18 protein-coding genes and 1 other RNA gene are annotated in these 26,178 nt (G+C 65.9%); 8 read left to right on the top strand and 11 right to left on the bottom strand.

The features are described 5' to 3' along the window. Positions 1 to 42: 42 nt before the first annotated feature. From lpdA to D9V34_RS09960, 3 genes are all read left to right on the top strand, one after another. Positions 43 to 1,416 carry a dihydrolipoyl dehydrogenase gene (gene lpdA, locus D9V34_RS09950; RefSeq protein ID WP_030143599.1) on the top strand — a complete coding sequence of 458 codons (1,374 nt, stop codon included), beginning with the start codon at positions 43 to 45 and terminating at the stop codon, positions 1,414 to 1,416. 51 nt (positions 1,417 to 1,467) lie between these two features. Continuing rightward, complete coding sequence (sucB, locus tag D9V34_RS09955; RefSeq protein WP_121688681.1) at positions 1,468 to 2,865, top strand: 2-oxoglutarate dehydrogenase, E2 component, dihydrolipoamide succinyltransferase; 1,398 nt, start codon at positions 1,468 to 1,470, stop codon at positions 2,863 to 2,865. A 111-nt stretch (positions 2,866 to 2,976) separates the two neighbouring features. Next, positions 2,977 to 3,684: a DUF4191 domain-containing protein gene (locus D9V34_RS09960; RefSeq protein ID WP_030143601.1), complete on the top strand. Its 708-nt coding sequence runs from the start codon at positions 2,977 to 2,979 to the stop codon at positions 3,682 to 3,684. A gap of 120 nt (positions 3,685 to 3,804) precedes the next feature. Here the strand turns inward: D9V34_RS09960 and D9V34_RS09965 are convergent, their stop codons facing one another. Beyond that, entirely contained in the window at positions 3,805 to 4,242 is a 438-nt protein-coding gene (locus tag D9V34_RS09965) for an RDD family protein (protein WP_121688682.1), read from the bottom strand. A gap of 139 nt (positions 4,243 to 4,381) precedes the next feature. On the opposite strand from D9V34_RS09965, the gene glnA reads away from it, so the two are divergent. Further along, entirely contained in the window at positions 4,382 to 5,806 is a 1,425-nt protein-coding gene (gene glnA / locus D9V34_RS09970) for a type I glutamate--ammonia ligase (RefSeq protein ID WP_121688683.1), read from the top strand. An 81-nt stretch (positions 5,807 to 5,887) separates the two neighbouring features. Here glnA and D9V34_RS09975 read toward each other — a convergent pair whose 3' ends face one another. Continuing rightward, the gene (locus D9V34_RS09975; RefSeq protein ID WP_121688684.1) at positions 5,888 to 9,547 is read right to left on the bottom strand and encodes a S8 family peptidase; all 3,660 of its coding nucleotides are present in this window, start codon (positions 9,545 to 9,547) and stop codon (positions 5,888 to 5,890) included. 321 nt (positions 9,548 to 9,868) lie between these two features. Here D9V34_RS09975 and D9V34_RS09980 point away from each other — a divergent pair, with 321 nt between their 5' ends. Both D9V34_RS09980 and D9V34_RS09985 read left to right on the top strand, forming a co-directional pair. Next, positions 9,869 to 10,522 carry a TIGR00645 family protein gene (locus D9V34_RS09980; protein ID WP_245991992.1) on the top strand — a complete coding sequence of 218 codons (654 nt, stop codon included), beginning with the start codon at positions 9,869 to 9,871 and terminating at the stop codon, positions 10,520 to 10,522. Positions 10,523 to 10,689: 167 nt separating this feature from the next. Then, positions 10,690 to 12,813, top strand: a complete 2,124-nt coding sequence (locus tag D9V34_RS09985; RefSeq protein WP_121688686.1) for an APC family permease — start codon at positions 10,690 to 10,692, stop codon at positions 12,811 to 12,813. A gap of 71 nt (positions 12,814 to 12,884) precedes the next feature. Here D9V34_RS09985 and D9V34_RS09990 read toward each other — a convergent pair whose 3' ends face one another. The 6 genes from D9V34_RS09990 to D9V34_RS10015 all read right to left on the bottom strand — a co-directional run bounded on the left by D9V34_RS09990 (position 12,885) and on the right by D9V34_RS10015 (position 22,303). After that, positions 12,885 to 13,295 carry a hypothetical protein gene (locus tag D9V34_RS09990; protein ID WP_147441677.1) on the bottom strand — a complete coding sequence of 137 codons (411 nt, stop codon included), beginning with the start codon at positions 13,293 to 13,295 and terminating at the stop codon, positions 12,885 to 12,887. Positions 13,296 to 13,320: 25 nt separating this feature from the next. Continuing rightward, positions 13,321 to 15,885, bottom strand: a complete 2,565-nt coding sequence (locus D9V34_RS09995) for a DEAD/DEAH box helicase (RefSeq protein ID WP_121688688.1) — start codon at positions 15,883 to 15,885, stop codon at positions 13,321 to 13,323. 148 nt (positions 15,886 to 16,033) lie between these two features. Further along, positions 16,034 to 17,323 (bottom strand): cutinase family protein, encoded by a 1,290-nt coding sequence (locus tag D9V34_RS10000; protein WP_147441678.1) that lies wholly within the window; start codon positions 17,321 to 17,323, stop codon positions 16,034 to 16,036. A gap of 312 nt (positions 17,324 to 17,635) precedes the next feature. Next, positions 17,636 to 20,641, bottom strand: coding sequence for a bifunctional [glutamine synthetase] adenylyltransferase/[glutamine synthetase]-adenylyl-L-tyrosine phosphorylase (locus D9V34_RS10005; RefSeq protein WP_121688690.1), 3,006 nt, complete (start codon positions 20,639 to 20,641; stop codon positions 17,636 to 17,638). 2 nt (positions 20,642 to 20,643) lie between these two features. Further along, positions 20,644 to 21,999, bottom strand: a complete 1,356-nt coding sequence (locus D9V34_RS10010) for a glutamine synthetase family protein (RefSeq protein ID WP_121688691.1) — start codon at positions 21,997 to 21,999, stop codon at positions 20,644 to 20,646. Positions 22,000 to 22,117: 118 nt separating this feature from the next. Further along, complete coding sequence (locus D9V34_RS10015; RefSeq protein ID WP_121688692.1) at positions 22,118 to 22,303, bottom strand: SPOR domain-containing protein; 186 nt, start codon at positions 22,301 to 22,303, stop codon at positions 22,118 to 22,120. Positions 22,304 to 22,336: 33 nt separating this feature from the next. Here D9V34_RS10015 and map point away from each other — a divergent pair, with 33 nt between their 5' ends. Together map and ppgK are read left to right on the top strand one after the other, a co-directional pair. Continuing rightward, positions 22,337 to 23,212, top strand: coding sequence for a type I methionyl aminopeptidase (gene map, locus D9V34_RS10020; RefSeq protein ID WP_121688693.1), 876 nt, complete (start codon positions 22,337 to 22,339; stop codon positions 23,210 to 23,212). Next, positions 23,209 to 23,973 carry a polyphosphate--glucose phosphotransferase gene (gene ppgK / locus D9V34_RS10025; RefSeq protein WP_121688694.1) on the top strand — a complete coding sequence of 255 codons (765 nt, stop codon included), beginning with the start codon at positions 23,209 to 23,211 and terminating at the stop codon, positions 23,971 to 23,973. Before map ends, ppgK begins: the two co-directional genes overlap by 4 nt. A 59-nt stretch (positions 23,974 to 24,032) precedes the next feature. On the opposite strand, the gene rnpB is transcribed toward ppgK, so the two are convergent. From rnpB to D9V34_RS10040, 3 genes are all read right to left on the bottom strand, one after another. Beyond that, positions 24,033 to 24,393, bottom strand: an RNA gene (gene rnpB, locus D9V34_RS10030) — RNase P RNA component class A. Positions 24,394 to 24,477: 84 nt separating this feature from the next. Further along, complete coding sequence (locus D9V34_RS10035) at positions 24,478 to 25,233, bottom strand: zinc ribbon domain-containing protein (RefSeq protein WP_121688695.1); 756 nt, start codon at positions 25,231 to 25,233, stop codon at positions 24,478 to 24,480. 36 nt (positions 25,234 to 25,269) lie between these two features. Continuing rightward, positions 25,270 to 26,088, bottom strand: coding sequence for a Nif3-like dinuclear metal center hexameric protein (locus tag D9V34_RS10040; RefSeq protein ID WP_121688696.1), 819 nt, complete (start codon positions 26,086 to 26,088; stop codon positions 25,270 to 25,272). Between the last annotated feature and the right edge of the window lie 90 nt (positions 26,089 to 26,178).

Below are 26,178 nucleotides of genomic sequence, written 5' to 3' on the forward strand. Positions count from 1 at the left end.
CGCAAAAACAGCTCAATTCAAGACTCATGAGGGAGTAGCTCAGTGACGGAGCAGAATTTTGACATCGTCGTGCTCGGCGGTGGAAGTGGAGGCTACGCGGCAGCCCTGCGCGCAAGCGAGCTCGGCTTCTCGGTAGCACTGATTGAGAAGGACAAGGTGGGTGGCACCTGCCTGCACCGCGGCTGCATCCCGACCAAGGCGCTGCTGCACGCGGCCGAGGTTGCCGATGTCACCCGCGAGGCCGCTCAGTTCGGTATCTCCGCAACCCTGAACGGTGTGGACATGGCCGGCGTGACCGCCTACCGCGAGAACATCATCGCCAAGAAGTACAAGGGACTTCAGGGCCTGGTGAAGGCACGCAAGATCACCACCATCGAGGGTGAGGGACGCCTGGTCGCCCCCAACACCGTCCAGGTGGGCGACCAGACCATCGTGGGTAAGGATGTCATCCTGGCAACCGGTTCCTACAGCCGTTCGCTGCCGGGTCTGGAGATCGGCGGTCGCGTAATGACCTCCGAGCAGGCGCTTGAGCTTCCGTTTGTTCCGGGATCCGTTGCGATCCTCGGCGGCGGCGTGATCGGCGTCGAGTTCGCCAGCGTGTGGAAGTCCTTCGGTTCGGATGTGACCATCATTGAGGGTCTGCCGCACCTGGTTCCCAACGAGGACGAGGCCATCTCCAAGGGCCTCGAGCGTGCGTTCCGCAAGCGCGGAATCAACTACTCGCTGGGCATCCGCTTCCAGAGCGTCACCCAGCACGAGAACGGCGTTGTGGTCACCCTGGAAGACGGCAAGACCATCGAGGCCGAGATCCTCCTGGTGGCCGTGGGCCGTGGCCCCGCCACCGCAAACCTCGGTTTCGAAGAGGTCGGCGTGACCATCGACCGCGGCTTCGTGATCACCAACGAGCGTCTGCAGACGAACATCCCCAACCTCTGGGCCGTCGGTGACATCGTTCCGGGTCTGCAGCTGGCCCACCGTGGTTTCCAGCAGGGCATCTTTGTCGCCGAGGAGATTGCCGGTCTGAACCCGGTCATCATCGAGGACGTCAACATCCCCAAGGTCACCTACAGCGAGCCCGAGGTCGCCTCGGTCGGCTACACCGAGGCCAAGGCCAAGGAGAAGTTCGGCGCCGACGCGATCACCAGCTACGACTACAACCTTGCCGGTAACGGTAAGAGCGAGATCCTGGGCACCGCCGGAAACGTCAAGGTTGTTCGTGTGAACGACGGCCCCGTGGTCGGCGTGCACATGATCGGCGCCCGCGTGGGTGAGCTGATCGGTGAGGCACAGCTCGTTGTCAACTGGGAAGCACACCCGGAGGACATCGCGCCGCTGATCCACGCACACCCCACGCAGAACGAGGCACTGGGCGAGGCGTTCCTGTACCTCGCCGGCAAGCCGCTGCACACCCTTTAGTACGCACCGATACATCCGCACACACAATTTAGGTTTTAAGGAGACAAGGTCATGAGTGAATCCGTGGTCCTGCCGGCTCTGGGTGAAAGCGTCACCGAGGGCACCGTTACCCGCTGGCTGAAAAACGTCGGCGATCAGGTCGAGGTCGACGAGCCGCTGCTCGAGGTTTCGACCGACAAGGTAGACACCGAGATCCCCTCGCCGATTGCCGGCGTTATTGAGGAGATCCTGGTAGAAGAGGACGAGACCGTCGAGGTTGGCGCCGTCCTGGTAAAGATTGGTGATGGCTCGGGCGCCGCGGCTCCGGCAGCTGAGGCACCCGCCGCCCCCGCCGCCGAGGCACCTGCTGCACCGGCACCCGCCGCTGCTCCGGCTCCGGCTGCTGCTCCGGCCCCCGCTGCCGCTCCGGCACCGGTTGCCGCCGCACCGGCACCGACCCAGGCCGTTGCACCGCCGCCCACCGCGGCCGTGAAGCCGGTCTCGGTTCCCGCCGCTGCCCCGGCAGCAGCAGCACCCGCCGCACCGGCAGCCGCTCCGGCCGCAAACGCCGGTGGCAACGGGTATGTCACCCCGCTGGTGCGTCGTCTCGCACAGCAGCAGGGTGTCGACCTGAACACCGTCGTGGGCACCGGCGTGGGTGGACGCATCCGCAAGGAAGACGTCCTCAACGCGGGCACCGCCGCACCGGCAGCATCGGCTTCGGCCGCGGCAGCACCGGTCGTGGAGAACTCGCCGCTGCGTGGCACCACCGTCAAGATGAGCCGCCTGCGCAAGGTTGTGGCCGAGCGTGCAGTGGCCTCGCTACAGCAGACCGCCCAGCTGACCACCGTGGTTGAGGTGGACGTCACCAACGTCGCCATCCTCCGCGACAAGTTCAAGGGTGAGTTCCTGGAGAAGACCGGCGCCAAGCTGTCCTTCCTGCCGTTCTTCGCCCTGGCCGCCGCCGAGGCGCTGCGTCAGTTCCCGATCATCAACGCGACCGTAGACGGCGACAGCATCGTGTACCCGGCCACCGAGAACATCTCGATCGCCGTGGACACCGAGCGTGGTCTGCTGACCCCGGTCGTGCGCGATGCCGGTGAGCTCTCGCTCGCCGACCTGGCCACCGAGATCGGTGACCTGGCCGCTCGCACCCGCGACAACAAGCTGACCCCGGACGAGCTCTCGGGCGGAACCTTCACGCTGACCAACACCGGTTCGCGTGGGGCTCTGTTCGACACTCCCGTGGTCTTCCTGCCGCAGAGCGCCATCCTCGGTACCGGCGTGGTCTTCAAGAAGCCCGCCGTCATCTCCAACGGTGGCGTGGACTCGATCGCCATCCGTTCGAGCGTCTACCTGGCCCTGTCCTACGACCACCGCATCGTGGACGGTGCCGACGCCGCTCGCTTCCTGACCACCATCAAGGCACGCCTTGAGGCCGGGAACTTCGAGGGTAACCTCGGTATCTAACCCACGTTAGAACCCGCCTGGGCCGGGAACTCCGAACGGAGTTCCCGGCCTTTGTTGTTGGATGTGCTCTGGGCGTACACACAAGCCCTCGGCAACCGGTATCCTGGGAGTATGGCACGTAAGGAAAAGCCCGCAAAGGCGCAGAAGGAACCCGGTCGCTTGAAGCAGATGTGGCAGGTCTTCCAGATGACCCGCCGCTACGACTCGAGTGTCGTTTGGTACATGGCTCTGGGCCTGATCGGCGGAATCGTCGTGGGTCTGGCAATGGCCCTCTGGCTCGCCTCGGGCAGCGTATTTGGTCTTGTTCTCTGGCTGATCGCCGGCCTGTTCGCCGGTATCCTGATCGCAATGATCATCCTGGGCCGCCGCGCCGAGCGCGCCGCCTACGGTCAGATCGAGGGTCAGCCCGGCGCCGTGGGCGCGATCTTCCGTAGCTCGCTGCCCCGCGGATGGCGCGGCGACGAGATGCCCATCCATGTGAACCCCCGCACCCAGGACGCCGTGTACCGCGCCGTGGGCCGTGGCGGAATCGCTCTGGTTGCCGAGGGCCCGCAGTCGCGCACCAAGCGCCTGCTGGACGATGAGCGCCGCAAGGTCGCCCGCATCCTCCCCAACGTGCCGATCAACACCTACTTCGTGGGCCCGGACCCCGACTCGGTGCCGCTGCACCAGGTCCCCAAGACCCTGCGCAAGGTCAAGAAGAACCTCACCAAGCCCGAGGTCATTGCGGTGAACAACCGTCTGTCCTCGCTGGGAAACAACCTGCCGATCCCCAAGGGCGTTGACCCCTTCAAGGTTCGCCCGCAGCGCGCCCGCTAAATCCCTTCGTTACAAAACCGCCCACCGGCTTCCGGTGGGCGGTTTTGTGTGTGGGATGCGGTCCACGAAACAAAGGGGCCGAGACCGCGTGTGCGGTCTCGGCCCGAGGCGTTCGAGAAACTAGGCGCGGGTGCGGATCAGCACGGTTCCGGCAACCTTGTCGTGGAAGCCTCGCTGGTCCGAGTCCCAGACCAGGGCGGGCACCACGAGCATCAGCAGCAGGGTGCGAACCACGGGCTTCCAGAATCCGATCCAGCCGCCCGCTCCCAGACGCACCAGGTGCAGCCCCATGATGCGGTGACCGAGGCTACCGCTGAGGGTGGGAATGAAAATAATCTGCAACACGCCGAACGCCACGTGGGTCCACAGCGTGCCCAGCGGGAGGCCGAAGGGCAGCAGCACCGCCGAGGCAATGGCCCAGTCGATACAGAGCGCGGCGAAGCGTCTTCCGACACGCGCGATACTGCGCGGGCCCTGATTGGGCAGCCCCAGCCGCTCGCCGGGATACTTACTGGGTTCGAGTTCACCAAAGGTGGTGGGCCGTTTTTCACCTGACACACCTCAAGTTTACGGTGAGTAGACTCGTAACATGCCCGAAACATGGGTGACACCATCGGGAAATGACTGCTGCGTACGCTCGGAGCAGGATGTTCCCCCTGCCATCCCCCTCTGAACAGATTTTTGGAGCTCAAACAAAATGTTTACTGATTCCGCCGAGGTGCTTGCGTTTATCAAGGAAACGGACGTTAAGTTCGTTGACATTCGCTTCACCGACCTGCCCGGTGTCCAGCAGCACTTTAACATCCCGGCCGCGACCGTCGACGAAGACTTCTTCGCCATTGGCCAGCTCTTTGACGGTTCGTCCATTCGCGGATTCGCAAACATCCACGAGTCGGACATGCAGCTGATCCCGGACGTCACCACCGCCTACATCGACCCGTTCCGCAAGGAGCGCACCCTGATCATGGTGTTCGACATCTACAACCCGCGTAACGGCGAGCGTTACTCGAAGGACCCGCGTCAGATCGCCCGCAAGGCCGAGGACTACCTCGCCTCCACCGGCATCGCCGACACCGCCTTCTTCGCTCCCGAGGCCGAGTTCTACATCTTCGACGACATTCGTTACGAGTCGAAGCCGCAGGGTTCGTTCTACTCGCTGGACTCCGACGAGGCCGCCTGGAACACCGGCCGCAAGGAGGAGGGCGGAAACCTCGGTAACAAGACCGGTTATAAGGGTGGATACTTCCCCGTCAGCCCCGTTGACAAGCACGCCGACCTGCGCGACGACATCTGCCTCAAGCTGATCGACGCCGGCCTGATCCTCGAGCGTTCACACCACGAGGTGGGAACCGCCGGTCAGGGCGAGATCAACTACCGCTTCGACACCATGGTCCACTCGGCCGATGACATCCTGAAGTTCAAGTACATCGTCAAGAACACCGCCGAGCAGTGGGGCAAGACCGCAACCTTCATGCCGAAGCCGATCTTCGGTGACAACGGTTCGGGTATGCACACCCACCAGTCGCTGTGGCTGAACGGTGAGCCGCTGTTCTACGACGAGAACGGCTACGGCGGCCTGTCCGACACCGCCCGCTGGTACATCGGTGGTCTGCTCAAGCACGCCGGTGCGGTCCTGGCCTTCACCAACCCGACCGTGAACTCCTACAAGCGTCTGGTTCCGGGCTACGAGGCACCGGTCAACCTGGTGTACTCGGCGGGTAACCGCTCGGCCGCGATCCGCATCCCGATCACCGGTACCAACCCCAAGGCCAAGCGCATCGAGTTCCGCGCCCCCGACGCCTCGGGTAACCCGTACCTGGCCTTCGCCGCTCAGCTGATGGCTGGCCTTGACGGCATCAAGAACCGCATCGAGCCGATGGCTCCGGTGGACAAGGACCTCTACGAGCTGCCCCCGGAGGAGGCCAAGGAGATCCCCCAGGTTCCCGCGAACCTCGAGGCTGCCCTGTCCGCCCTGGAAGAGGACCACGACTTCCTGCTCGCCGGTGGCGTGTTCACCCAGGAGCTCATCGAGACCTGGATTGGCTACAAGCGTAAGGTCGAAATCGAGGCGCTGGCACTGCGTCCGCACCCCTACGAGTTCGAGCTGTACTACGGCGTGTAAAGACCGTACGAGGCGTGTAAAGCGTCTTCAGTAGCACCGAGGCCCTCGGGGAGTTTTGCTCCTCGAGGGCCTCGGTGTGTTCTACGCGCGCCGTGCCTGGCGGAACCGAATTCCCGTGCCGGCCAGGGCGAGCAACACAGCGCCCAGCAGGAGCGGCACCCAGTTTGGCGCACCGGTCCGCCCCAGTTCACCGCCACCGGCGGCACCCGGCGGAAACACACTCGCCGACGGATCCGCGGTCGGGGCAATCGGCGCCACGGAGGTGGGTGCGGGCGACGGCGTGGCCGTGGTGCCGGTCTGCGGGATCGAGAGGACCTGTGTGCGCGCTCCCCCGTCGCCACCCTCACCGAGGTTCCCGGTGGGGTTATGCAGGTTGAGGAGCAGCAGCTTGGTGTTCTCGGTTGCTCCCGGACCGCTGTGCACGCGGAGCGCGGTATCGGAGAGTGCGGAATACAGCGGCCCGGCATCACCATTTGCCGCGTCCACCCAGAGGTCGGGGCTGGTCGGGTTAAACGTGATCGGATCGGTCTGGTCTACCGGTGTCGGCGTGCCGTCCGGTGCCCAGAACGGCGAATACGTGACCACGCGATAGCTCAGCGCACCCACCCGATCCGGCGCGATCCCCAGTGAATCCAGACTCACCGGTAACAGCAGCACGTTATTGTCAAACGTGTTGGTGTCCACCGAACCGTCCACCACGTTGACCGGCTGGGAATCCACGATCTGGTTCTCGGCTGGAGTTGCGCCCAGGCGGGTCAGCCTGGCCAGCGGTAGATCCAGTTCCACCTGGCTGGCAAACGCCACATCCACCCGATAGTCCTCGGTTCCACTGCCGGTGCTATCGATGTATACCTCGATGGCCGCACTGGGTGTCAACGCCGCCCAGTTACCCCAGGTGGCGACGCCAAACGACAGCCTCCCGGTGGAGAGATCTCCCCCACTCGCTCGCAGAGCCGGGAGCGTGCTGGATGCTCCCACCGCACGCAAATCCAGGGCGCGCACCGAGGGAACCTCCGCGCCATCGTCGCGCACCGTAAGATCGGTCCGGCGCGGGCTTTCGGCACCCAGCTGGAACGGCGCAACCAGGGACGTGTAGCCGTCCTTACCCAGGGTTCCCTGATTGAGCGCCCGCCCACTCAGCGTGAGCGGGGCGATGCCGCTCGCGGGATCGGACGGTGCGATGGATGCCGTCAGATCCGACGTCGGCTTGGGGGCCGCGTGTACGGCGATGCGCAGCGGCACCTCCCCCGGCGCCGTCACGCTTACCCGACCGGAGACCTCGGAGAGATACTGCCAGGCAACATCCCAGGTCGAACGGTTCCGGGTGGCGTCGATATTCTTGCGTAGTGCCGTCGGATCATCAATGCGCAGCGTGATCGGCACCCGCACGGTCTGCCCAGCGGGCACGCTGACCGAGGTCGGCACCTCAATGTCGGCACCGGGAATGGTGGTCGCCGCCTGGTACGCCAGCGTATAGGTTTGCTCGTTCTTTCCCTCATTACTGATGTTGATCCCCCGCTCCACCGAGGTAGCCTCGGTGCCGCTCTCCGAGACCCCAAATTCCACGCTCACCCCCTCGGCGTTCTCGCTGTCGGCCAACCGGGCGCTCGCACCGATCGCGGCCGCCGCGTTGACCAGCCCCGTGCCCACCCGTCCCGGACCATATTTTGCCTCCCCGGCAAACAGCTCGGAGTCGGCGGTGTTCACCACGGCCGTCTTGAGGGCGGTCCCGCGCAGGGCTGTGCCCTCGGCGACCAGGGCCGCAACACCGGCAACCTGAGGTGTGGACATGGAGGTACCCGTCGCTACCCGCACGCCGGTACCGCTGCCCGCTCCCGCCGAGGCGATCTGCGTGCCCGGTGCCGCGATGTCCGGCTTGACCACTCCGACCGAACCGTGTGGTCCACGCGATGAGCTCTCGGCCAGCGCTCCGGTCGAACCCGAATCACCCCGGGTGGCACCACGGCCCTCGGGTGAGAGCCGAATCCTGAGCGCGCCGATGCTCGGACGCAGCGCCTCGGAGCTCGCCCGGGTGAGCTGAATACCCGGCAGGGTCGCATTGCCCGCAATACCCGCGGTAAACGTGTCCAGCGTGGAGTCCAGCACCACCCCGCGGGCACCGGCCGCCGCAGCCCGGTCAAAGCGGACAGCCGATCCGCAGGCCCGCGAGCCCGGGTTGTCGTCCCAGCGTAACCATACCCAGTTGCCCGCAACCCGCGCCGAATCCTCGGCGCTAAACGCCTCGCAGCCCTCGCTGTTGTCGTCACTGGGACCCGCCACTACCGTGCCGGTGAGATCATCGGGTGTGGCCCCCGTATAGGTGAAGTCGGCGCTGTACTGTCCGGTGGTGGTGCCGGGATCCGGGGACAACACCTCGGCACTGTCCAGCGCCAGGGTGGTACCGATCGAGTTGGCCACGGTGAGCGCCGCCGGCGCGTTTCCGGGAGAACCGGCCACGTCATAGAGGTCGCCGCCGTTGCCCGCGGCGATCACCGGAAGCACGCCCTCCCGGGCCAGTTTCGCGATCATATCGTTCTCGGGATCATCAACCGGAGAGTAATCACTGCCCAGCGAGAGGCTGACGATGTCGGCGCGATCATCAAAGTTGCCGTCACCATTGGGATCCAGTGCCCGATCCAGCGCCTGCAGGACCAGGTTGGTGCTGCCCGAGCAGCCAAACACCCGATAGGACAGGAGCTTTGCCCTCGGCGCCGCCCCCGGCCCGGGGAGCTGGGCTGCGAGTTCCTCATCGCTGAGCGCACCAAAGTCTGTCCGGGCATTTTGCGGGGTACCATCGGCACGGATGCCATAGCCCGCCGCGGACCCCGCCACGTGGGTGCCGTGGCCGGCCGCGGCGCAGTCCAGCGGGTTTGCATCGGGCACCGGTACGGGCTGGTAGGTGGGACTCTGCGGGTTTGGGTCGTAGCCATCACCGGAGAAGTCATAGCCTCCGGCAAACTTCTCGGGGTCGAACAGCCCCTCCGGTGGCGTGGCGGCGGCAGAGGCCTGAGCAAACGCTTCGGTGGTGCCCGGACCACCGAAATCGGCGTGAGTGTAGTCAATGCCGCTATCCACCACGGCGATCGTGATGCCGGCACCCGTGCGTCCGGTCTTCCGCCAGGCGGCCGAGGCGCGGGTGTCGCTCACCGAACCCGCGTTATACGGCCGAGCTGCCTGAGCCTCGTCGGTCTGAGCCTCGGCCCGTGCAGGTTCGGTTTCGGCACCGGACCTCGGAGTTACCGGATCCCGGGGTGCCGACGTGGTCGCCAGCGTTTTGGTGATGATGGGCGTGACTTTTTGCACATCGTCGCGGGCTCGCAACGCATCAATCTGGGCGGGGGTTGCCGTCACTGCCACCCCGGGCAGGGCGTCGGTGGTGACATAGAGCGGGTCCTGGCCGAGCTCGGCGGCCACACTTTTCCCCCGCTCGGCGATGTCTGCCCGGGCCGCCAGTGCACGTTCGGTGGGGTCTCCACCGCGTGCGCGACTCGAGGCATCAAACGCCCCCGCACCGCGCAGCTGAACATAGACCGGCACCGGGCCCGTAGCCGGGGTCGATGCCGGCCGTGTCTGGGTCGGAGTCTTGGCGTCCCCGGCCTGTGCCCGGCTCAGCCGTTCTCGATTATCTGGCGCCGGCCCAGCCGAATCTCCCTGTGCGCTGGCGGCGGGAAGGAGTCCCGCACCACCGGCAATAATCGCGGCCGTCACGAGGGCGGCCGCAAAACCGCGATAAATAGCCATAACACTCTCCGTTCGGACGTATCTCAAATGGCTTTCGGGGCGAATTCGGCTGAATCACGACCCGATATCGGAGGGATCTCCGACGCCGATTGGGGAGAGCATGCTGAAGAAAAATGAGCGGTGTGCTGCGGGGTCAAGACACGGTCATGGGGAGAAGGTAGGCGCGAATGCTGGGTCTGTGCTCGAGGTACACCTGATATCCCATGCATGTTCGGAGGCGACAGCGCGGCGGGCCTCAGGCGCACGATGCGGGCCTGGACACGCCCGTCCCCTAAAATTGGGCTGATCGATTCACGATCCCCGAACCGAGGAGTATTTTCCGTGACCGACCAGACCGTCGCTCCCCAGCGCCCCGCACCCCGTCGTAACTCGGCCGGGACCAGCACGATGGCCTACCTTATTTTTGCCAGCCGGTGGATCCAGGCACCGCTCTACCTGGGACTGATCATCGCTCAGGTGGTCTATGTCTACGTCTTCGGCGTGGAACTCTGGCACCTCGTGGAGCACGTCATCACCGACGGCACCCACATCGATTCCAACCTGATCATGCTGAGCGTGCTCGGCCTGATCGACGTGGTCATGGTGGCAAACCTGCTGATCATGGTCATCATTGGCGGCTACGAGATCTTCGTTTCACGCATGCGCCTGGACGGCCACCCGGACGAGCCGGACTGGCTCGCCCACGTGAACGCCAACATGCTGAAGCTCAAGCTCGCGGTGGCGATCATCAGTATCTCCTCGATCCACCTGCTCAAGACCTTCATCGAGATTGGCAAGCTCTCCACCGACGGCAAGGGCCTCGGAGACACCGAGTCCGCAATCCTCTGGCAGGTACTGATCCACCTCGCATTTATTGTTTCGGCGATCGCCCTGGCGTTCATTGACAAGATGCAACACTCCTATCAGATGGCCGCATCGCACTCGGCCGAGGCCGCCGCGCTTAACGCGCCGGCAGATGCCCGTATTCCCGCGTAAAGTCGCTAAAACACGGGGATTTTCACCCCAAACCCCCACGGCCCGCTTCCTTCGACCTTGCCGAGAAGAAAGCGGGCCGTTGCGCATGCCGCCAATTACAGGTGCATAATGTACGAGGTAATCATCCGGCGCACCCGTCGGGTGACGTTTTTATTGGGGAGCACAGCGTGCATAACGAAGTTTCGCCGGGCGATCAACGCTCGGCTAAACGCATCCTTCTCGGCGATCCACTGCCGACGGACAAACTTGAGGGTCAGTTGCTCTCGAAGAGACTGGCCCTGCCGATCTTCGCCAGCGACGCCCTCTCCTCGGTTGCCTATGCACCGCAAGAACTGTTAATGATCCTGATGATCGGTGGCCTGGCGTTCCTGTCACTGGCACCGTGGATCGCCGCCTGCGTGGTCATCCTGCTGCTCGTGGTGATGCTCAGCTACCGTCAGCTGATCAAGGCCTACCCCTCCGGGGGTGGCGACTACGAGGTGGCCCGGAAGAACCTCGGCGAGACCGCCGGACTGACCGTGGCCGCCGCCCTGCTGGTGGACTACGCGCTCACCGTGGCCGTATCCATCGCCTCCGGTGTGGACAACATCATCTCCGCCCTGCCGTTCCTGAACGAGTGGCGCGTTGAGCTCGCAATCGCCTTTGTGATCATCCTGGTCGCGGTCAACCTGCGCGGGGTCTCCGAGTCGAGCAAGCTGTTTGCGCTGCCGACCTACATCTTTGCCGGCAGCGTGTTCCTGATGATCGTGGTGGGCTTTGTCCGCATGGTCCTGGGCGACGCACCGGTGGCTGAATCGGCGAACTATACGGTTCACGGTGAGAGCCTCACCCAGGCCGCGATGGTGCTGCTAATCCTGCGCGCCTTTGCCAGCGGGTGTAGCGCACTGACCGGTGTCGAGGCGATCTCTAACGGCGTGCAGGCATTCCGTCTGCCCAAGATCCAGAACGCTCAGAAGACCCTGGTGGCCATGGGCGGCATCGCGATCGTGCTGTTTGCCGGCCTCACCGCCCTTGCGCTGACCACCGGTGTGCACTATGCCGAGAAGCCCTGCGATCTGCAGGGCTTTGCCGATTGTGCCTCGACCCCACAGCGCTCGCTGATCGCCCAGGTAGCCTCGGCGACCTTCGGCGACGGCAGCTTCCTGTTCTTCCTGGTGCAGGCCGCGACCGCCCTGGTGCTGCTGCTGGCCGCCAACACCGCCTTCAACGGCTTCCCGATGCTCGGCTCGGTCCTGGCTCGCGATGGATACGCCCCCAAGGCGCTGAACACCCGTGGTGACCGCCTGATCTACTCGAACGGCGTGATCATCCTCGGTCTGGTTGCAATCGGCATCCTGCTGGTCTTCCAGGCCAACCTGACCCAGCTGATCCAGCTCTACGTCATCGGTGTGTTCCTTTCGTTCACGCTGGGGCAGTTCGGCATGGTCAAGCACTGGCGTCGGGTACGTCGCGAAAATAAGTCGGCCCCCGGATCGATGTCGGGTCTGCTGATCAACGGTCTCGGTGCCACGCTGACCCTGGTTGTGCTGCTGATCGTGACCGTGACCAAGTTCACCCACGGCGCGTGGGTTGTGTTTGTCATTATGCCGATCCTCGGTCTGCTGATGGCCGGTGTGCACCGCTACTACCGCGATGTCGCCCAGGAGATCCAGGTGGACCCGGACATCCGCTTCGGATCCGACGGCGACCTCGCCGTGGTCCTGGTGGGCCGCCTGGACAAGCCGACCCTCAAGGCGCTGGACTATGCCCGCGCCGCCAAGCATGATCGCCTGATCGCGCTGCACGCGTCGATCGACCCCGAACGCAGCAAGCAACTCAAGGCCGAGTGGGAGGCCCTGGATCTCGGAATCGAGATCTCCTGCATCCCCTCGCCCTACCGCGACGTGGCGATCCCGGTGTCGAAGTTCATCAAGCGCGACCGGGTGGAAAACGGCCCGGCCGTGGTCACCGTCTACATGCCCACCTACATCGTGGGCCACTGGTGGGAGCGTCTGCTGCACAACCACCGTTCCCGTCAGATCCAGCAGCGCCTGCTGCTGGTGCACGGCGTCACGGTGAGCCTGGTGCCCTGGCTGCTGGACTCCTCGGAGATGATCTACGGTCGCCGCTCCCGTCCGCTGCCCGGTGACGCCCGCCGCGGTCTGCCGCAGCGACCGGCACCGATGCGTCCGGCCGGAGCACGGGTGTCCAACGGTGCAATGCGTCTGCCCGAGGGTGCGGTCAAGCCGCCTCAAGAGCCCGGCGCGGACACGATTGCCAACACCGTCGTCCCCGAGCCCGAGGACAAGTAGCCTCGCCCGAGGGCAACAAGAAGCCGGCCGTCACGATTACTCGTGACGGCCGGCTTTTTGCGTGGCGAAAACTAGCGCGACTTGGGGGCGCGAATCATCGAGATGTAGGAGAAAACCCCCACGATCGCACCGAAGGCGATACCGGTGATCGCGAGGAAGCCGAGGACGTGCATCGTCCACTCGGCCGAACGCTCACCCTGGTTGACCAGCAGCGGCAAGATAATCAGGGCGAGACCCAGCACGGCACCGGCGGCGCGGTTACCCTTGGTCAGGCGCTTCCAGAAGGCCGCCAGAACCAGGAGCACACCGATCACGATGAGCACGGTGTTCACGATCGGGCCCACGGAGGTCTCGGGCGCGGTGGAGGTGGTGGCGTAGTAGATGATTCCCGAAAGGAAGACACCCACTCCGAAAACAGAGAGGAGGGTTCCGGAACTGCGCTCGTCCGCCGGGCTCGTCTCACGGCTGTGTGTAGTGGTCATATACACACGCTATCAATACCGACCGCTATCCGAGAAGTGGACCCACCGCGGTGACCCGGAGGACCGCCTCGCCGGCCTCCACAGATTCGGCCAGATCGACCACGGCCGAGATCCCCCAGTCGCCGTCGCCATCGGGATCTTCGAAGACCTGACGGACCTTCCAGACACCCTCGGACTCGGCCGGGGACTGGTCCACGGTGAGCAGCTGCGGGCCGCGGGCACTCGGGCCATCGCCGAGGGAATCGTAATCCTCGTAGTACGCGTCCATCGCCTCCGACCAGGCATCGGCATCAAAGCCGGCGGCACCATCCAGTGCGCCGAGCTCGTCGAAACGGTCGCGCGCTGCCAGCTGGACCCGGCGGAACATCTCGTTGCGGATCAGCACCAGGAATGCTCGCGGGTTGGAGAGAATGTTGCGCGGTGCCGGGGGCAATGCCTGGGCCTGCTCGGCATGCTTTTCGGGATCCGGGTGGGCGAGTTCCTCCCACTCATCCAGCAGGCTCGAGTCGACCTGGCGCACCAGTTCACCCAGCCACTCGATGATGTCGCGCAGCTCCTCGCTCTTGAACTCCTCGGGCACGCTCTGGCTGATCGCCCGGTAGGCGTCGGACAGGTAGCGCAGTACCAGGCCCTCCGAGCGGGCGATCTTATAGAAGCTCACGTACTCGGTGAAGGTCATCGCGCGCTCGTACAGGTCGCGCACCACGGACTTGGGACGCAGCTCGAAGTCACGCGCCCAGGGGCGCTCGGTCGCGTACATCTCAAACGCCGCATCCAGCAGCTCGGCCAGCGGCTTCGGGTGGGTGACCTCCTCGAGCAGCTCCATCCGCTCGTCGTATTCGATCCCCTCGGACTTCATCGAGTTCACGGCCTCGCCACGGGCGAGGAACTGCTGCTGGTTGATGATCGGACGCGGATCGTCCAGGGTAGATTCGATCACCGAAATCACATCGAGCGCGTGGGTGGGCACGTCGGGATCCAGCAGCTCCAGCGCGGCAATCGCAAACGGCGAGAGCGGCTGGTTGAGGGCGAAGTTTGCCTGTAGCTCGACGGTCAGACGGTACTGGATGCTGCCGTCCTCCTCGGTAAAACGCTCGATGATGCCCGCGGACACCAGGGTCCGATAGATCTCGATCGCGCGGCGGGCCAGCTCAAACTGGCGCGTCCGGGGCTCATGGTTGTCGAAGACCAGGGCACGCACCCGGGCAAACGCATCCCGACCGTGGGCAACCACGTTAAGGATCATCGAGTGGGTGATCTCCATATGGCTGACCAGCGTCTCGGGCTGCGCCTCGATGATGCGTTCGAAGCTCGCCTCACCCCAGGAGACAAAGCCCTGCGGGGCTTTCTTGCGGATGATCTTGCGCTTCTTCTTGGGGTCGTCCCCGGCCTTCTGAATCAGCTTGAGGTTTTCAATCTCATGCTCGGGGGCTTCGAGGACCACGTCGCCGGCGGTGTCAAAGCCCGCGCGTCCGGCCCGGCCGGCGATCTGGTGGAACTCACGTGCCTGGAGTTGGCGCATCTTGACACCGTCGTATTTGGTCAGCCCGGAGAGCAACACCGTGCGAATCGGGACGTTGATGCCCACACCGAGCGTGTCGGTGCCGCAGATTACCCGCAGCTGCCCGCGCTGAGCCAGCTGCTCAACCAGGCGGCGATAGCGCGGCAGCATGCCGGCGTGGTGCACGCCGATACCCATCCGCACCAGACGCGACAGGGTCTTGCCAAAGCCGGTGGTGAAGCGGAAGTCGCCGATCGCCTCGGCGATCTCGTCCCGCTGCTCACGGCTGACGATCTTGACGCTGGTGAGCGCCTGCGCGCGCTCGGCCGCGGCGGCCTGAGCGAAGTGCACCACGTAGATCGGGGCGCGCTGAGTCTGCAGCAGTTCTTCGATGGTCTCCTGGACGGGGGTCTGGACGTAGCTGTAGTGCAGCGGGACCGGACGGGTTGCCCCGGTGACCTCCACGGTGTCCCGACCGGTGCGGCGACTGAGGTCGGCCTTGAGGTCGGTGACGTCGCCCAGGGTGGCCGACAGGAGCAGGAACTGGGTTTTGGGCAGGGTCAGCAGCGGAACCTGCCAGGCCCATCCGCGGTCGCGGTCGCCGTAGAAGTGAAACTCATCCATAACCACCTGGCCGATATCGGCGTCCTCGCCCTCGCGCAGCGCCTGGTTGGCCAGAATCTCCGCGGTGCAGCAGATGATCGGAGCATCGGCATTCACCGCCGAGTCACCGGTGACCATGCCAACGTTCTCGGCCCCGAAGGCCTCCACCAGGGCGAAGAACTTCTCGCTCACCAGCGCCTTGATCGGCGCCGTGTAGTAGGTGCGCTCCCCCGCGGCCAGGGCGGCGAAGTGTGCCCCCATCGCGACCAGGGACTTACCCGAGCCGGTCGGGGTGGAGAGGATCACGTTGGCCCCGGACACCAGCTCCATCAGCGCTTCCTCCTGCGCCGGATACGGGGTGATCCCGCCGCTGGTGGCCCAGTCGAGGAAGGACTCAAACACGTCATCGGCGCTGGCCTTGGCGGCATACAGCTCATCGATGCGGGTGGAGAGTCCGGGACGGGAAGGTGCTGCGGAGGAAGACATGGCTCCATTCTCCCAGAAACGCACCCTCGGGCGCCGCACACCGCACGGGCGCACGCAAACATCACCGGACCGATACACGCTATGCGCACGCACCCGACCGGGGTCCCACGATGCCCATCAGCGTTGATTCAAGCGCGGCATCTGCGCATTAGACCATCGGGTCTCCCCGGCACCCCCGGCCAAGATCGGAGGCGGCACTACTGGCCGTCGCGGGTACCCCACGTTCGAGGATGTGCACGGTCTTGGTGAGGGTGATGGTGCCGAGGTCGGGGGCGCTCATGCGCACGGTCACCGTGTGCTCACCCGGGCTCTGGAACACCATTTCCAGCAGCGGGGAATCGCTCGCACGGTCAAAGACCCCGTTGCCGGTGGTGTCGTACTCGTAGTGCACCGGCGTCCCCAGGGGGAGTCCAGCCTCGGCGCCAAAGAGCATCGACTGACCCACCAGGCCCGAGGTTGCCGAGTTCAGGGCGGGCAGCGGTGCCGGGGCAGGTCGCGGCCCCGCCGCATCGGAGGTGCTATCTCGCGGAGCGGGGCGCGGAGCGACCGGCCCGGTCGGGCGATCGCCGGCCCACAGGGACGCTGCCACCTCGGCCAGTTCGCGCGCCTTAATGGTGCCCTCGAGTCCCTCAAGATAGTTGAGGTGCGGCTCGGGAACCGTGAGTAGGGCACCGAGACCCCAGAGCCAGCTGTAGCTGCACACCGGATCGCGGGGGTGGCACAGGGCACTCTTGAACCCGGCAAAATCATAGAAGTTGTCGGTTGCCGTGCGCTGCTGCTCTCCCATCCACCAGCGAATGATCCCCTGGCCGGAAATCTCACGCTCATTACCGGCACCCGCGGGCTGCTGATAAGGGTCGCCGAAAGTCATGATTGCCGAGACCTGCCCGGGCAATGCCTGCGCGAGGGTGCGCGCCGCCATTGCACCCTGGGAGTACCCAATGGCGATGTAGCGGGTCCGGCAGCCGGCCGGCTGGGTTGCCGCAAAATCACGCATGACCCGCTCGGCATAGGTCGCTCCGTGGGCGGCCGAATCGATCATGTCATCAAAGATCGTGGTGCGTGCCTGAATCGGCACGGCCGTGTAGCCCGCATCGTCGGTACCGCCAACTCCGAGAACCGGGACCTCCCCCACTGAGAAGCCCGCGGGCCACCCAGATTCGGGCTCGACTCCGCCCAGCGCGTCCACCAGACGAGCAAGCGTGGGGCCTTCCCAGCCGTTGGTCACCCGACCGGAGCGGGGATACAGCGTGGGGGCACCGTCCAGGGCACTCACCCCCGGCGCCAGGTTGGCCTCGCCGCTCCCTCGGAAGGCAAGAATCGCCACCGGGGTGCACGTCGTGGACTCCTGCATGCTGTAGCGCGGGAGCGCGATCGCCTGAGCGGGCATCGGCGCGATCACCGCGGGCAGCGCCAGGGCTCCACAGAGCACCGCCATGCTCAGAAACGAGCGACCGATCGCACGCACCGCCCGCGGAGCGCCGCGTCCGGTTAACCAACGCCATCCCGCAGCAAGCACCGCCGTGTGGGATTTCACACGTGCGCTGGGTTCGGGATTTCGGGGGTGCTTGCGGGGCACGAGAGAAGGGCACTTTCTCTGGGTAAAGCTGCATTCGGGGCAGTAGTGCGGGTGATCCGTTGGGGCAGATCGGGGTGGACCCCGGGGTGGGGGCCCGATGAATCTCGGGGCGAAACGGGTGATGCTGTGGTGCTGAGTGTGGCGAGAAGGGGGTGTCGCTAGGGGGTGTCGCTAGGGGGTGTCGCTCACGGAGTCATAAAACAGGTGTTCAAAGACGGCGCGGGAACGACGGGTAATTCGGAGGTAGTCCTGTTCCAGATCACCGGCGGATCCCGCCGGATATTCCAGAATGCGGGCGATACCCTCCAGTTGGTCTCGATCGCGTGGCAAAACATCCGTAGTGCGATTCAACCACAGGGTCATGGCCGAGCGCACGCGCGACGCAAACAACCATGCTTTTTCGAGCTGATCGGCGTCTTCCTGACCCACAAACTGGTGACGCTGGGCGGCGTGCAGGGCGTCCAGCGTGCTCGTGGTGCGCAGCTCGGGGATCCCGGCCGCATGCTCCAGCTGGACCAGCTGGGTGAACCACTCCACATCGCTCAGCGACCCCCGGCCGAGCTTCACGTGCCGGGTCGGATCGGCGCCCTTGGGGAGGCGCTCCCCCTCCACTCGTGCCTTGATCCGGCGCACCTCGCGCAGCTCGGCGGCGTCGATCGAGGCCGGGTAGCGTACGGTGTCGGCCAGTGCGGTGAAATCCGCGCACAGGGTGGGGTCGCCGGCGACCGGGCGGGCACGCAGCAGGGCCTGCGCCTCCCAGGTGAGTGACCAGCGGGCGTAGTAGGCGCGGTAGGAGTCGAGCGTGCGCACCAGGGCACCGTTGCGCCCCTCGGGGCGGAGGTCGAGGTCCAGATCCAGCGGAAGGCGGGCATCTTGGCTCAAACGACTGAGTTCGGTGGCGATCTTCCCGGCCGCGCGGGCGGCGCGCTCGGGGTCGAGGGCGACGGGGCGATACACGTAAATGATGTCGGCGTCCGAGCCGAAGCCCAGCTCGCCACCGCCGAGGCGACCCATGCCGATGATCGCAAACTCCAGCTGGGTGTCGTCCAGCGTGGCATCCTCGCGGATCAAATCCAGCAGGCCGCCGATGGTCACCTCGGTGATGACCGTGAGGCCGGTGGCAATGGTGCGCACGTCGCAGACCCCGAGCACCGAGGCCAGCGCGAGTCGCAGGATCTCCCGGCGACGCACCCGCAGCACCGCGCGGGCCGCACGGTCGGGCTCGCTATAGCGGCTGCGGATCGCCCGCACCTCGGCGGCCAGTGCGGCCTCGTCCCGCGGATGCATCAGGGTATCGGACTCCAGCCAGGCCGCGGCCTCGGGGAACTTATCCAGCAGCTCGCCGATAAAGCGCGAGCCACTCAGCACCTTGGTCAGGCGCTCGGCCACCCCCGAGGAGTCCCGTACCATGCGCAGGAACCAGTGGGTGCTGCCCAGGGCGTCGCTCAGGCGACGGAAGGCGAGCAGCCCGTAGTCGGGGTCCGCGCCGTCGGCCAGCCAGCGCAGCAGCACCGGGAGGAGGTTGCGCTGGATTGCCGCACTGCGGGAAATGCCGTTGGTGAGCGCGGCAATGTGGGCGAGGGCCCCGGCGGGATCACGGAAGCCGATCGCGGCCAGGCGAGCCCCGGCGGCCGCGGTAGTGAGCCTGGTCTCGTCCATGCCCAGTTCGGCCACCGCGCTCAGCAGCGGACGATAGAACAGGCGTTCATGCAACTGGCGCACACGCTGCTTGGTGGCCTCCCAGCGGCGCACCAGATCGCCCCCGGAGGCGGCCAGGTGGGAACCGCGGGCGAGGATGCGCAGGGCGTCATCCTCGCCCGGCATCAGGTGCGTGCGACGCATCTGCTGAAGCTGAAGTCGGTGTTCGAGGACCCGAAGCAGACGGTAGTCCGCCATGAACTCGCCGGATTCCTCGCGCCCGATATACCCGGCATCCGCCAGGGCGCGCAGCGCGGCCACGGTGCCGCCCACCCGCACGCTCTCGTCGGCAAAACCGTGCACCAGCTGGAGCAGCTGCACGGTGAACTCGATGTCCCGCAGGCCCCCGGGGCCCAGCTTGAGCTGGAAGCTCACGTCCTCGGCCGGGATGTTGGCGGTCACCCGCTCGCGCATCCGCTGCACCGACTCGACAAAGTTTTCCCGGCCCGAGCTCGCCCACACCAGCGGATCGATCGCCCGGTGGTAGCGTTCCCCCAGCTCGGCATCGCCGGCCAGATGGCGGTGCTTCAGCAGGGCCTGGAACTCCCAGCTCTTGGCCCAGCGGTCGTAGTATGCGAGGTGGGACTCGAGGGTGCGCACCAGCGCGCCCTGCTTGCCCTCGGGACGCAGATTGGGGTCCACCTCCCAGAGTGCGGGCTCGATGGCCGACTCGGAAATGCTGCGCATCAGGATCGTGGCTAGTCGGGTTGCGATCACGATCGCACGCTGGTTGTCGATGTCGGCATCCGCGGCCGCCGCGGCCACAAAGATGACGTCCACATCGCTCACGTAGTTGAGTTCGCCGGCACCGGCTTTGCCCATGCCGATGATCGCCAGCCGGGTCGCGGCGACCTCGTCGCGGGGGAAGCGGGGCAGCTCGCCGGCGGGATCCGCGGCCACCGAACGGGCGATCAGCAGCGCGGCCGAAAGCGCCGCGGCGGCGGCATCCGAGAGCGCCCGGGCCACGCCGTCGAGCACATCTCGGGGGTCCTCGGCCTCGGTGTCCACCCGGACGATGCGCAGCACCTCGCGCCGATAGGCGATCCTGAGCGCCACGATCGCCTCACGCTCGGGCAGGGTCGCAAACCCGTCCTCCTCACCCACGGCGAGGGCCAGACGCTCACGCATCTCTCTGGCGGTGGGCAACACCAGGGTCGGTTCGGCCAGCACCCGGCTTTCCTCGGGATGGCGCAGCAGGAAGTCGGCCAGCCCCTCGGACACTCCGATAACCCGAATCAGCGCACGACGCCAAAACGGATCCGCGGCAATCTCGCTCAGCAGATCGGGCCGGGTCTCCCCCAGACGCAGCAGCGTGCGCAGTGCCTCATCGGGATCGGCGGCCGCCGCGAACTCCTCCAGAGTGTCCGGCTCCACCGGCCAGCCCACCTCACCCAGCTGCTCGATGAGGGTGCGGGCGGCGGTGAGCTCGGCAAACCCGATCCGCGCAAGGACGCTGAGGCCCGTGGCCGGACGCGGCACCGCTAGAGAATTTCGATGTTTTTGGCGAGCTCGTACGGCGTGACCTGCGCGCGGTACTCGTCCCACTCCTGACGCTTATTGGCCAGCACGTAGTTGAACACCTGCTCGCCCAGGGTTTCGGCGACCAGCTCGGAGCGCTCCATCAGCGAGATCGCGCTGTCCAGGCTCGAGGGCAGCGGGGCGTAGCCCAGCGCGCGACGCTCGGCGTCCGAGAGCGACCAGACATCGTCCTCGGCCTCCGGCGGCAGCTCGTAGCCCTCCTCGATGCCCTTGAGCCCCGCGGCCAGCAGCAGCGAGTAGGCGAGGTAGGGGTTGGCGGCCGAGTCGATCGCGCGGTACTCCACCCGGGCGCTCTGCCCCTTATTGGGCTTATACAGCGGGACGCGCACCAGGGCCGAGCGGTTATTGTGACCCCAGCAGGCGTAGCTGGGGGCCTCGGCAAGATTATTGCTGCCGACGCTGCCCCACAGGCGCTTATAGGAGTTCACAAACTGGTTGGTCACCGCGGTGATCTCCGGTGCGTGGTGCAGCAGACCGGCGATGAACTGGCGACCCACCTTGCTCAGCTGGTACTGCGCACCGGCCTCGAAGAACGCATTGGTGTCACCCTCGAACAGCGAGAGGTGCGTGTGCATGCCCGAACCCGGCTGGTCAGACATCGGCTTGGGCATGAACGTGGCGTACACACCCTGCTCGATCGCGACCTCCTTGATAACCGTGCGGAAGGTCATGATGTTGTCGGCGGTGGCCAGCGCATCGGCGTAGCGCAGGTCAATCTCATTCTGACCGGGACCGGCCTCATGGTGGCTGAACTCCACCGAGATGCCCAGGTCTTCCAGCATCCGCACGCTGCGACGACGGAAGTCGTGGGCGGTGCCCCCGGGGACGTTGTCGAAGTAGCCCGCGGAGTCCACCGGAATCGGGCCCTCGGGACCGATCTGCGCGGACTTCAGCAGGTAAAACTCGATCTCCGGGTGGGTGTAGAAGGTGAAACCGCGGTCGGCGGCATGCGCCAGCGCACGCTTCAGAACGTTACGCGGATCGGTGTTTGCGGGCTGACCATCCGGGGTCGTGATGTCGCAGAACATCCGGGCCGTCGGGTCCTGACCGCTGCGCCACGGCAGGATCTGGAAGGTCGAGGGGTCCGGGTGGGCCAGCAGATCCGATTCGAATCGACGGGACATGCCCTCGATGGCCGAACCATCAAAGCCCAAGCCCTCGGTGAAAGCACCCTCCACCTCGGCGGGGGCGATCGCGACGGATTTCAGGGTACCCACAACATCGGTGAACCACAGGCGTACAAACTTCACGCCGCGCTCTTCAATCGTCCGCAGGACGAAATCTCGCTGCTTATCCATGGGCTCCTCTTTCCCGCGACCGCACGTGCTCGCTGTGTCTAGATTAGTGGTTCGAGCACCCCCGCCGGAATGGGGTGACGGGTGTTTCGCGCAGTCGAAACACCCTGTTTACATTGGACTAGTCGTTCTCGGCGTCCTCGCGTGCCCAGCGCTCGGCGTTTTCGCGCAGTTTGTCCATCGCGTGGGCAGCCTCCTCACGGGTTTCAAAGGGTCCCACGCGGTCGGCGGCGGGCGACACGAGTCCCTGCTCCACCTCGCCGGTGCGGGAGTTGTACCAATACTGCGTTGTCGGATCGGTTGCCATAGTTCCTCCTTGATCAGGGCCTAGACTGATCCTATGCCTCAGGACTCCCTCGGAAACCTCATCCCCGGTATCGTCTCGCCGCAGCGTGTCGTGCCCGCCCACATTCCGCGCCCCGAATACGTGGGGAAGGCAGCGCCCGCCCCGTTCACCGGTTCGGATGTCTATTCGGCCGAAGATGTGGAGCGCATTCGCCTCTCGGGCCGCCTGGCCGCCGACGCGATCGCCCTGGTGGAAGAGCACGCGGTTCCCGGCGTGACCACCGACCGGCTGGATCAGATCGCGCACGACTTCCTGATCTCCCACAACGCCTACCCGTCCACGCTGGGCTACCGCGGGTACCCCAAGTCGCTGTGCAGCTCGCTCAACGAGGTGGTGTGCCACGGCATCCCCGATGACACCGTGCTGCGCGACGGCGACATCCTCAACATCGACATCACCGCCTACCTAGACGGGTTTCACGGCGACACCAACCGCACGCTGCTGATCGGCAACGTGGCCGAGGAAACTCGCCTGCTGGTCGAGCGCACCGAGGAGGCCCTGCGCCGCGGCATTCGCGCGGTGGCCCCGGGCCGCGAGGTTAACGTGATCGGGCGCACCATCGAGGCCTACGCCAAGCGTTTCGGATACGGTGTGGTCCGCGACTACACCGGCCACGGTGTGGGTGCGGCGTTCCACTCGGGCCTGATCATCCCCCACTACGACTCGGCGCCGCGCTACAACGACGTGATGGTCCCCGGCATGGTCTTTACCATCGAGCCGATGCTGACCCTGGGCGGGATTGAATGGGATCTCTGGGCGGATGACTGGACGGTCACCACCCGGGACAAGAGCCTTACCGCACAGTTTGAACATACGCTTGTGGTCACCGAAACCGGTGCCGACATCCTGACCCTGCCGAGCGCAAAATGAGCGCCCCGCACGCCGCACACGCCGTCGGCATCGACATCGGCGGAACCGGAATCAAGGGTGGCATCGTGGATCTCGCCTCGGGTGAGCTGATCAGCGACCGGATCAAGATCCTCACCCCCGAGGGCGGACGTCCGGATGACATCATCGAGACGGTCGCCGAAATCATCCACCGCCTGGGGCCGGACGCCGAATCCGTCCCGCTGGGTGTCGCATTCCCGGCAATTGTGCGCGGAGGCAAAACCATGTCCGCGGCCAACGTGTCCAAGGAATGGATCGGCCTGGATGCTCACGCGCGCTTCGGCGAGGCCCTCGGCCGACCGCTGACGTTTGTGAACGATGCCGACGCCGCCGGTTTCGCCGAATCTGAGTTCGGGGCTGCCCGCGGACAGGATGGGCTGAGCCTGGTGATCACCCTGGGGACCGGAATCGGCGCCGGCGCCGTCTACAACGGCACGCTAATTCCCAACTTCGAGCTCGGCCACCTGGAGATCGACGGGCACGACGCCGAGACCCGCGCCTCGTACCGTGCCAAGGAGCGCGACGACCTGGACTGGGCCGAGTGGGCGGCACGCCTGCAGCGCTACTTCGAGACGCTGGAGTTCCTGTTCTCCCCCGACCGCATCATCGTCGGCGGCGGTGTCTCCAAGCACCACGAGCACTTCCTGCCGCTGCTCACACTCGACGCCCCGATTATGCCCGCGGTACACCGCAATAAGGCGGGCATCCTGGGGGCTGCGGCCTTCGCGGCCCGCGCCCAGTAGTCGCAGAAACGCCGCGGCCCCTCCGAGTATTCGGAGGGGCCGCGGCGTTTTACGTGGTAGGAATGGGCCGACTCTTACGCCGGGTTCTGTCCCGAGGGAAACCCTCATGGGCGACCATCTATCTAGGCCCGCCGTTGCCGACGGGCTCAAGCAATCTACCCGGAAACGGGACGAGCAGCCCCATGGTTTCCTGTCTGATCTTGCTCCGAGCGAGGTTTACCAAGCCGGCCGGGTCACCCCGGTCGCTGGTGGGCTCTTACCCCACCGTTTCACCCTTACCCCCGGAAAACCGGTGGCGGTCTATTCTCTGTTGCACTGTCTCGCGGGTTACCCCGGGTGGATGTTATCCACCGCCCTGCTCTGTGGAGCCCGGACGTTCCTCGTCATCGTTGCCGATGCCGCGATCGCCTTGCCGACCCATTCACCACTACTGTAGCGCGCGGCGCGCCCGCATCCCATTCGAGACCGGCGCGGCGCACGCTGCGGCGTACGACCGTGTCGCGGCTAGGCCTGGGTCTGGCCCCAGAGGCCGGACTCCTCGGTGCGAACCATGATGGCCGAGCACTCGGGGCACTGCAGCACCTCGTCGAGACCGGCGTTGCGCACGGCCTCCAGCTCGTTGCCGGTGGAGGCAATCTTGCAGGCACCACAGGCACCACGCTGGAACAGGGCCGCGCCCACACCACCGCGCGAGCGCACCCGCTCGTACAGGGCGAGCAGGGGCTCGTCCATGCCAATGGTGAGGTTGCCACGCAGGTTTTCCTGGGCCGAGAGCTCCTCAGCGATGACCTCAAGGGACTCGTCCCGACTCGCCTCGACGGTCTGGATCTGGCCGGAAATCTCGGCCTCGGCGCTGCGGCTGCCGTCCAGGACGGCCTGGGCGGCCTCGACGGCCTCCATGCTGATCAGCTGTGCCTCATCCAGCACGCTGCGACGCACACGCAGCGACTCCAGCTCGGCCTGAATGCCGCTGAGGGCCTGTGGGTTGGCGCTGCCGGATTCAATCAGCTGGTTGTCGCGGGCGATGCGCGCATCCACCACAACCGAGTCGGCCTCGAGACGGTCCAGCTCGACCTTGACATCCTCGAAGCTGCCGAGATCGCGGGCCAGGGTTCCCCGGGCGGCGTCACGGTCGGCCTCCAGCGAGGCCAGGGCGGCGAGCTCGGGCAGGCTGACTCGACGGTGGGCGAGCTTGGTGATCTCGGCGTCAATGGCCTGCAGGTCGAGGAGTTTGGCTTGCGCGGCGGCGGTGGCTTTCACGGGTTCTCTTTCGCTGGGGAGTGGGATGGCGTGGTGTCACTGGGTGACAACAAAGTCCCACGGGTCGGTGCGGATGTCGCTCACCGTGACGGTGAGCTCGGGCAGGGAGGCACGGAGCTGCGCGGCTGCGGCATCCAGCCACAGCCATTCGCTTGCCCAGTGCGAGGTATCGATGAGTGCGGGGCCCGATCCCAGCAGCGCCTGTTCGCGCGCCTCGGATGCGGGATGGTGACGCAGATCGCTGGTGATGTAGAGGTCGGCACCGCGGACGGCGGCCTCGCCCAGCAGGGAGTCCCCGGCACCGGCGCACAGTGCGATGGTCCGGATCTCCTGATCGTATTCTCCGGCCGCGCGGATTCCGGTCGCGGTCGCGGGGAGAATCTCGGCAAGTTCGCGCGCGATCTGACCCAGGGTCTTGGGCTCGGGCAGGGTTCCCACACGCCCGATCCCGCGCGTTGGGGATTCACCGGGCAGGATGGGCGTGGTCTCGACCAGGCCCAGGCGGTCGGCGAGAATCTGCGAGGTTCCCGCCTCGACCACGTCGGCGTTGGTGTGGGCGGCCAGCAGGGCGGCCCCGCCACGAATCAGCGTATGGATGACCGAGCCCTTATAGCGGTCGGCGGCCACCGAGGTCACCCCGCGCAGGAGGAGCGGATGGTGGGTGATCAGCAGCTGGGCGCCCACCGTCAGGGTTTCGGCGGCGGTTTCGGCCACCGGATCCACCGCGAGGTGCACCGCGGAGACCTGCTCGCGCGGGTCGCCGGCGATCAGCCCGGACGCATCCCAATCGGAGGCGCCACGCGCCGGCCAGAGGCGTTCGGTCACGTCGAGGATCTGCTGCAGTGTGTAGGTCACGACTCCAGGATACGGCCTCCCGGGCCCCGCGCGCTCCGGGCATGCCGAGAAGCCCTCGTGGAGAAGCGGCGCGCGCGACCCCCTTCGACA

It is taken from the genome of Mycetocola lacteus (assembly GCF_003667575.1).
Lineage (GTDB): Bacteria > Actinomycetota > Actinomycetes > Actinomycetales > Microbacteriaceae > Mycetocola > Mycetocola lacteus.